We start from the raw sequence: 7,598 nt of genomic DNA, 5'->3' as shown, positions 1-7,598 counted from the left end.
TATCTTAAAGAGTTTGAAAGTATGGAACAATTTAAGCAAGAACTAGAAACTTATATTCATTACTACAATCACAAAAGAATTAAAACAAAACTAAAAGGATTGTCCCCTGTGCAATACAGAGTTCAATCCTTAGTAGCTGCTTAATATATTTGTCTAATTTTTTGGGTTCAGTTCAATAAAAGGGTCTTTTTGATTTTATAAGTATATGGGGAATGTTTACAGTAAGGAAAAGCTAAAATGTGTTAATTCTATTTATAATAGATTGAAAATTAAGAAAATGATATAATGATTAAAAATAATATCTTTATTCCGCCATATTGGGGCTGATTAAAATTTCACTTTATATAATAAGGGGGAGATTAAAATGACTGGAGGTAGTGTAATCTTTTGGGGGATTTTAATTTTCATCGGTTTAGTTTTCGATCAGCGTAATAATAAGAAAAAAGAAGGATAAAAAGTAAACGTTTACAAGTAAAATAGCAATTTTTCTTGCTTGCAGATTAATCTTATAAAGGAGTATACTGAATGACGGTAAGACTTATAGAAGGGGTAATGAAAATGAAGCTTGCAGGAAAAGTTGCTATCGTAACTGGCGGTGGCATCGGTATTGGACGTAATACAGCTCTTTTGTTGGCTAAACAAGGCGCAAAAGTTATTGTGACGGACATTGATCAAGAGAGTGGACAAGCAACAGTGGAGGAAATTATGAATCTAGGCGGAGAGGCACTTTTTGTATCCTATGATATGGGAAAGCAAGGAGATTGGCAACGCGTTATTAGCATTACTTTGAATGCATTCAGTCGCATTGATATGCTTTTTCAAAATGCAGGTTTATATAAAATAGATTCTATTTTTTCTCGCCAACAAGAGAACGATTCCAATGTACTTTGTATTAATGACGTTTGGATAGAGATAAAACAATTAACGTCATCTTTTATGAAACAGCAAGAAGAAGTGGTGCTTAGTGATTTACCGATTTTCGGTATTATTAGTACAAAAGGACAATCATTTCATACAGTAGAAGCCCTAGTATAATAATAAAAACCGCCCTCAATATATGTGGACGGTTTTTTTGTATGTGTATAGTAAAGATAAATTTTTTAGCGAATACGTTGTTCAGTTTGGTTATCAAAGAAATGTGCTTTATTCATATCAAATGCTAATTTAATTTGATCACCAGGTGAAAATGTATGTCTTGCATCTACACGTGCTGCAAAATCTTGATTTCCAAGTTTCATATATAAAATGGATTCAGCACCTAATAATTCAGCGACTTCAATTTTTGTTGTGAAGGCAGTAGATTGCGAAGCTTCTAAAAATAGTAGTTCATCATGAATGTCCTCTGGGCGAATACCTAAAACAATTTCCTTATTTACATAGCCTTGTTCACGTAGCATCTTCATTTTTCCTTCAGATACTTTAATTTTTATAGTATTGTCTATAACGAAATCGGTTTCAGTCAATTTACCACGGAAGAAATTCATCGCTGGTGAGCCGATAAATCCACCCACGAAAATGTTTTCTGGCGTTTCGTATACTTCTTTTGGAGTTCCAATTTGTTGGATTTTTCCATCCTTCATAACGACAAGACGCGAAGCCATAGTCATTGCTTCTGTTTGGTCATGTGTTACATAAATTGTTGTTGTTCCAAGGCGATGATGTAGCTTAGAAATTTCTGAGCGCATTGCAACACGGAGTTTAGCATCTAAGTTTGATAATGGTTCATCCATTAAGAAAACTTTTGCATCTCGAACGATTGCTCTACCTAACGCAACACGTTGGCGCTGTCCACCTGATAATGCTTTCGGTTTTCTATCTAAATATTGTTCAAGTCCTAAAATTTTTGCTGCATCTTTCACACGACGATCGATTTCATCTTTTGGTATTTTTCGAAGTTTTAATCCAAATGCCATATTATCATATACACTCATATGTGGATAAAGAGCGTAGTTTTGGAATACCATAGCGATATCTCGATCTTTTGGAGGAACATCATTCATTAGTTTACCATCAATTGAAAACTCGCCTTTTGAAATATCTTCAAGTCCAGCTACCATTCGTAATGTTGTAGATTTTCCGCATCCAGAAGGACCGACAAATACAATAAATTCTTTATCTTGAATGTGTAAATTAAAATCAGTTACAGCTGTTACGTTATTATCATATATTTTATAAATGTTTTCTAATTTAAGTTCTGCCATGGTATTTCCCCCTAGAAATAATTATGCAAACGTTTTCTTTGAGTTCATTATAAACGAATAGATTCAAAAAATAAATAAAAAAATAAAACGTTTTCATTTATTGGAGATTTATTAGTGGTTTTCATATGTTTTCTTAGAAAAAGAACAATAAAAATTGTAAGCGCTATTTTAAATTGAGATAGAATCTGTTATCATTCATTAATGAAAACGTTTGCGCCTTAAAAAAGAGAAAAATGAATGATGAATGAAATGGGGTAGCATAATGGAAAAACAATGGTGGAAAGAAAGTGTAGTATATCAAATTTATCCTCGTAGCTTTATGGATAGTAATGGTGATGGTATAGGAGATCTTCAAGGGATTATTTCAAAGCTAGATTACTTAAAAGAGTTAGGGATTGATGTGATTTGGTTATCACCAGTCTATGAATCTCCAAATGATGATAATGGTTATGATATAAGCGATTATTGTAAAATTATGAACGAGTTCGGAACAATGGAAGATTGGGATGAGCTATTACATGAAATGCATGAACGTAATATGAAACTTATGATGGACTTAGTTGTTAATCATACTTCGGATGAACATAATTGGTTTATTGAATCACGTAAATCAAAAGATAATAAATATAGAGATTACTATATATGGCGCCCTGGAAAAGAAGGGAAAGAACCGAACAACTGGGGAGCTGCTTTTAGTGGATCTGCATGGCAGTATGATGAAATGACGGATGAATATTATTTACATCTGTTTTCTAAAAAACAGCCAGATTTAAATTGGGATAATGAAAAGGTAAGACAAGATGTTTATGAAATGATGAAGTTTTGGTTAGAAAAAGGAATTGATGGCTTCCGTATGGATGTTATTAATTTTATTTCTAAAGAAGAGGGATTACCAGCTGTTGAAACAGAAGAAGAGGGGTATGTTTCAGGTCATAAGCATTTTATGAACGGTCCAAACATTCATAAATATTTACATGAAATGAATGAGGAAGTATTATCGCATTATGATATTATGACGGTTGGTGAAATGCCTGGTGTAACGACAGAAGAAGCGAAATTGTATACTGGAGAAGAACGAAAAGAGTTGCAAATGGTATTCCAATTTGAACATATGGATTTAGATTCAGGAGAAGGTGGAAAGTGGGATGTAAAACCATGCTCACTTCTTACTTTAAAAGAGAATTTAACAAAGTGGCAAAAAGCATTAGAGCATACCGGATGGAATAGCCTTTATTGGAATAATCATGATCAGCCTCGCGTTGTATCTCGTTTTGGTAATGATGGAATGTATCGCATTGAATCAGCAAAAATGTTAGCGACAGTTCTTCATATGATGAAAGGAACGCCATATATTTATCAAGGAGAGGAAATTGGAATGACGAACGTTCGATTCCAATCAATTGATGAATATCGAGATATTGAAACGTTAAATATGTATAAAGAAAAAGTGATAGACCATGGTGAAGATATAGAAAAAGTAATGGAATCTATTTATATAAAGGGTCGTGATAATGCTAGAACTCCGATGCAGTGGAATGATCAGAATCACGCTGGATTTACAAAAGGTGAACCTTGGATTACTGTAAATCCTAACTATAAAGAGATTAATGTGAAACAAGCAATCCAAGATGAAGGTTCAATTTTTTATTACTATAAGAAATTAATTGAACTACGCAAAAATAATGAAATAGTTGTGTATGGATCATATGATTTAATATTAGATAATGACCCTTCTATTTTTGCTTATGTAAGAACATATGGAGATGAAAAACTACTTGTCATTGCAAACTTTACTGCGGATGAAAGTGTATTTGAAATGCCTAAGGATATTAGTTATAGTGAATCAGAGTTATTTATACACAATTACGATGTAGAAATCGGATCAATAGATAACATTCCATTACGTCCGTATGAAGCGATAGTGTTCAAATTGAAATAAGAAAAAGCCTTATGCCATTTCGAACTTGGCATAAGGCTTTTTTGGATTACCATTTTAATATGGAGAATCCATATGGAGGAAGTGTAACTTGTAATACACTTGCTTCCGCTGAAAATTCTTCGTTTGTATAAATGTTAATTATTTTCTTACCAGTAACATGAAGAGGGAGTGAAACTGTAACTTCACTATTAGTAGGGTTTAAAACGAAAAAGATAGTTTCATCCTCATATGTTTTCGTATAAGAAATATAATTATGTTCATCATTTGCTTCGATGAATTGAAAAGTACCATGTCCTCCAAATGCTTTATGTTGTTTACGTAATAAAATCAATGTTTGTATATGGGTAAATAATGCATGATCTTGTTCTTTAGTATCCCAAATCATACATTTACGGCAATCAGGGTCCATGCCGCCATCCATACCAATTTCATCCCCGTAATAAATACAAGGAGAGCCGATGAAAGAAAGATGGAATACATAGAGCAATTTCAACTTATTTTTATCTCCGTTGCATGTTGTTAAAATTCTTGGAGTATCATGGCTGTCTAATAAATGAAATGCTGCTTCATTTACATTCATAGAGTAGGAATGTAGAGATTCTGTAATTTGCTTCATGAATTCACTTGCTTTAATGGAATCGTTAGCAAAGTAAGAAAGTAGAGCATTTGTAACAGGATAGCTCATGACAGCATCAAATTGATCGCCTTGTAGCCACGGAAGGGCATCGTGCCAAATTTCTCCCAAAATATATACTTCAGGATTTAGTGTCTTTATTTCAGTTCGGAATTCTCTCCAAAAGTTGTGATCGACTTCATTGGCGACATCAAGGCGCCAGCCATCTATATTGAATTCTCGTACCCAATAACGTCCTACTTCAAGTAAGTATTCTTTTACATCTGGATGAGCTGTATTTAATTTAGGCATATACGGTGTAAAGGCGAAAGTATCATAATTTGGAAGTGGTTCGGTTATAATCGGAAATTCATGAATGTGGAACCACTCTTTATATGCGGACTTCTCACCATTCTCTAGTACGTCTTGAAATTTCTCGAAAAAGTATCCACTATGATTAAACACAGCATCGAGCATTACTTTTATACCGTGCTTATGACATTCTTCAACGAGCTCTTTAAAAGTTTCTTTCGTCCCAAATTGTGGGTCAATTTCCATATAGTCAATTGTGTCATATTTATGGTTTGAATGAGCTTTGAAAATAGGTGTGAAATATATTCCGGAAATGCCAAGCTTAACAAGGTAATCAAGGTTTTGAATAACACCAGAAAAATCTCCGCCGAAAAAATTAGTTGGAGTTGGATTCGCACTTCCCCAAGGAAGGGTGTTTTCTGGATTCAGCGTACTATCGCCATTAGCGAATCGCTCAGGGAAAATCTGATACCAAATGGTGTCTTTAATCCAAGATGGTGCTTTGAATACATCATCTGCATGAATAAATGGAAAACAGAAAAAGTTACCAACATCATCATTTGGAATGCTAGAAAAGAATCCTCGCTCTGCATAAATAAGAGTGTCTGTTTCAGATTTTAATTCAAACCCATAACGTAAGCGCTTAAATTTTGGTTCAATTGCAATGGACCAATAATCAAATAATGCAGTAGAACCCGTTTTTTTCATGGGTGTACTTGCTGATATCCATTTCCCGTCTTTCCATTCGTAAGGATCACCGTAAATAAGATCGGCGCTTTGAATATCATCTCTCTTAGTACGTACTCGGATGTGAATTGTTTGTTCATCATAAGCGTATGCATAATTATCTTTCGGCCTATGATAAATGGCTTCTTTAAACATATAGAAAATCCCCCTTCAATATCTCTATACATAGTATTCCCTTAAGTGTAATAATAAAGCCTGTATTGCAAACGATTGCCTTTCTCGTAGCTTTAATATTGCTTATAAGAGTAGTATTCATTTTATATAAAGTCAATGTATAAAGAGTATAATGACATAATTTTTAAATTAACATTTGCAAAATGAATAAAAGAATGTATAATGATAGACAAATAGTGCAAACGTTTTCATAGATTGAGATATTGTTTGCGCTTCAATTAAACTATTAAATGCAAACGTTTTCAGTTACTGAGGTACATAGACAATTTAGGGAGGTTTTTGGGATGAAGAAAGCATTATCATTATTAACGGTTTCAGCATTATCTATTGGTATGTTATCTGCATGTGGACCGAAAGATTCAGGGGAAAAAGAGGAAAGTAAAGCGAAAAAAGACTATGATCTTCTTGTTTGGGAAGATGATAAAAAAGGTGTTGGTTTAGAACCAGCAGTGAAAAGCTTTGAGGAAAAATATAAAGTAAAAGTAAAAGTTGTTGAAATGCAAATGACAGATCAAGTGAAGAAGTTACGCCTTGATGGGCCAGCGGGGACTGGACCAGATGTTGTAACATTGCCACACGATCAAATCGGAAATGCAGTAACAGAAGGTTTACTTTCTGAAGTGAAAGCAGATGATGCTGTAAAGAGTAAATTTACTAATTCATCAATAGAAGCACAGACATATAATGGAAAGTTATATGGTTTACCAAAAGCAATTGAGACACCAGTCTTTATTTACAATAAAAAACTAATGCCAAAAGCGCCAGAAACGATGGACGAGCTGTTTAACTTCTCAAAAGAATTTACGAAAGATGGCAAGTACGGATTTTTAGCATTAGGAGATAACTTCTACTTTGCTAATGCATTCATGGCAGGTATGGGCGGTTATGTATTTGGTGAAAAAGATGGAAAGCCAAATGCAAGTGATGTTGGATTAAATAATAGTGGAGCAGTACAAGGTGCTGAATATCTTCAAAAATGGTACAAGGAAAAATTATTCCCAAAAGGTATTATCGGTGAATCAGGTGGGCCTGCTGCTGATGGACTATTCAATGAAGGAAAAGCAGCTTCTATCATGAATGGCCCATGGGCGTTCCAAGCAATGGAAAAGAACGGGATTGATTATGGCGTTGCTCCAATGCCGAAATTACCAAATGGTCAACCAATGAAAACGTTTGTTGGGGTTAAAGGATGGCATGTAACAAGTTTCTCTAAACAAAATGATTTAGCTACAAAATTCACTGAGTGGGTAACAAATGAAGAAAACGCAAAAATTCGATTTGAGAAAACAAAAGAAATTCCTCCAGTAAAATCAGTAATGGAAGATCCAATTATTAAAGATAACGAAGCTGCAAAAGCAGTTGCAACGCAATCTGAAAATGGAATTCCAATGCCAAACATTCCAGAAATGCAAGAAGTTTGGAAACCAGCTGGAGATGCGCTTCAATTAGTTGTTACAGATAAAGAGGCACCAAAAGCGGCGCTTGATAGTGCAGTGAAACAAATTAAAGGTAATATTGAGGCAAATCATAACAAGAAAAAATAAGGTGAAATTCGTGCCTCTAATATGAGAGGCACGAATTCTCTCCCTTCCATGTAGGAAGAAAAAAGGGG

At 34.1% G+C, this 7,598-nt stretch carries 7 protein-coding genes; 5 read left to right on the top strand and 2 right to left on the bottom strand.

What is annotated here, in order from left to right; translation table 11 throughout:
* The 3 genes from ACS2CR_RS13800 to ACS2CR_RS13790 all read left to right on the top strand — a co-directional run.
* Positions 1 to 144: IS3 family transposase (locus ACS2CR_RS13800; protein ID WP_326254927.1), on the top strand; the 144-nt coding region annotated here is incomplete at its 5' end.
* A gap of 220 nt (positions 145 to 364) precedes the next feature.
* Positions 365 to 454 carry a hypothetical protein gene (locus ACS2CR_RS13795; protein WP_000145650.1) on the top strand — a complete coding sequence of 30 codons (90 nt, stop codon included), beginning with the start codon at positions 365 to 367 and terminating at the stop codon, positions 452 to 454.
* Positions 455 to 525: 71 nt separating this feature from the next.
* The gene (locus tag ACS2CR_RS13790; protein ID WP_000218410.1) at positions 526 to 1,035 is read left to right on the top strand and encodes an SDR family NAD(P)-dependent oxidoreductase; all 510 of its coding nucleotides are present in this window, start codon (positions 526 to 528) and stop codon (positions 1,033 to 1,035) included.
* Positions 1,036 to 1,100: 65 nt separating this feature from the next.
* Here the strand turns inward: ACS2CR_RS13790 and ACS2CR_RS13785 are convergent, their stop codons facing one another.
* Entirely contained in the window at positions 1,101 to 2,201 is a 1,101-nt protein-coding gene (locus tag ACS2CR_RS13785) for an ABC transporter ATP-binding protein (RefSeq protein WP_000818931.1), read from the bottom strand.
* 262 nt (positions 2,202 to 2,463) lie between these two features.
* On the opposite strand from ACS2CR_RS13785, the gene malL reads away from it, so the two are divergent.
* On the top strand, positions 2,464 to 4,140 hold the full coding sequence (malL, locus tag ACS2CR_RS13780; protein ID WP_000415178.1) for an oligo-1,6-glucosidase: 1,677 nt from the start codon (positions 2,464 to 2,466) through the stop codon (positions 4,138 to 4,140).
* A 46-nt stretch (positions 4,141 to 4,186) separates the two neighbouring features.
* On the opposite strand, the gene ACS2CR_RS13775 is transcribed toward malL, so the two are convergent.
* Complete coding sequence (locus ACS2CR_RS13775; protein WP_000471776.1) at positions 4,187 to 5,947, bottom strand: alpha-glycosidase; 1,761 nt, start codon at positions 5,945 to 5,947, stop codon at positions 4,187 to 4,189.
* A gap of 323 nt (positions 5,948 to 6,270) precedes the next feature.
* Here ACS2CR_RS13775 and ACS2CR_RS13770 point away from each other — a divergent pair, with 323 nt between their 5' ends.
* Entirely contained in the window at positions 6,271 to 7,530 is a 1,260-nt protein-coding gene (locus ACS2CR_RS13770; RefSeq protein WP_030027746.1) for an extracellular solute-binding protein, read from the top strand.
* The last annotated feature ends 68 nt before the right edge of the window (positions 7,531 to 7,598 follow it).

It is taken from the genome of Bacillus cereus group sp. BceL291 (genome assembly GCF_051776705.1).
Taxonomy (GTDB): Bacteria; Bacillota; Bacilli; order Bacillales; family Bacillaceae_G; genus Bacillus_A; species Bacillus_A cereus.
The sequence above is the reverse complement of the archived record's forward strand: the minus strand, read 5'-3'. Positions and strand labels throughout refer to the sequence as shown.

Excerpts from the sequence above, each read along its gene's own strand:
- ACS2CR_RS13795 (WP_000145650.1), top strand. The coding sequence starts at position 365 with ATGACTGGAGGTAGTGTAATCTTTTGGGGGATTTTAATTTTCATCGGT.
- ACS2CR_RS13790 (WP_000218410.1), top strand. The coding sequence starts at position 526 with ATGACGGTAAGACTTATAGAAGGGGTAATGAAAATGAAGCTTGCAGGA.
- ACS2CR_RS13785 (WP_000818931.1), bottom strand. The coding sequence starts at position 2,201 with ATGGCAGAACTTAAATTAGAAAACATTTATAAAATATATGATAATAAC.
- malL (WP_000415178.1), top strand. The coding sequence starts at position 2,464 with ATGGAAAAACAATGGTGGAAAGAAAGTGTAGTATATCAAATTTATCCT.
- ACS2CR_RS13775 (WP_000471776.1), bottom strand. The coding sequence starts at position 5,947 with ATGTTTAAAGAAGCCATTTATCATAGGCCGAAAGATAATTATGCATAC.
- ACS2CR_RS13770 (WP_030027746.1), top strand. The coding sequence starts at position 6,271 with ATGAAGAAAGCATTATCATTATTAACGGTTTCAGCATTATCTATTGGT.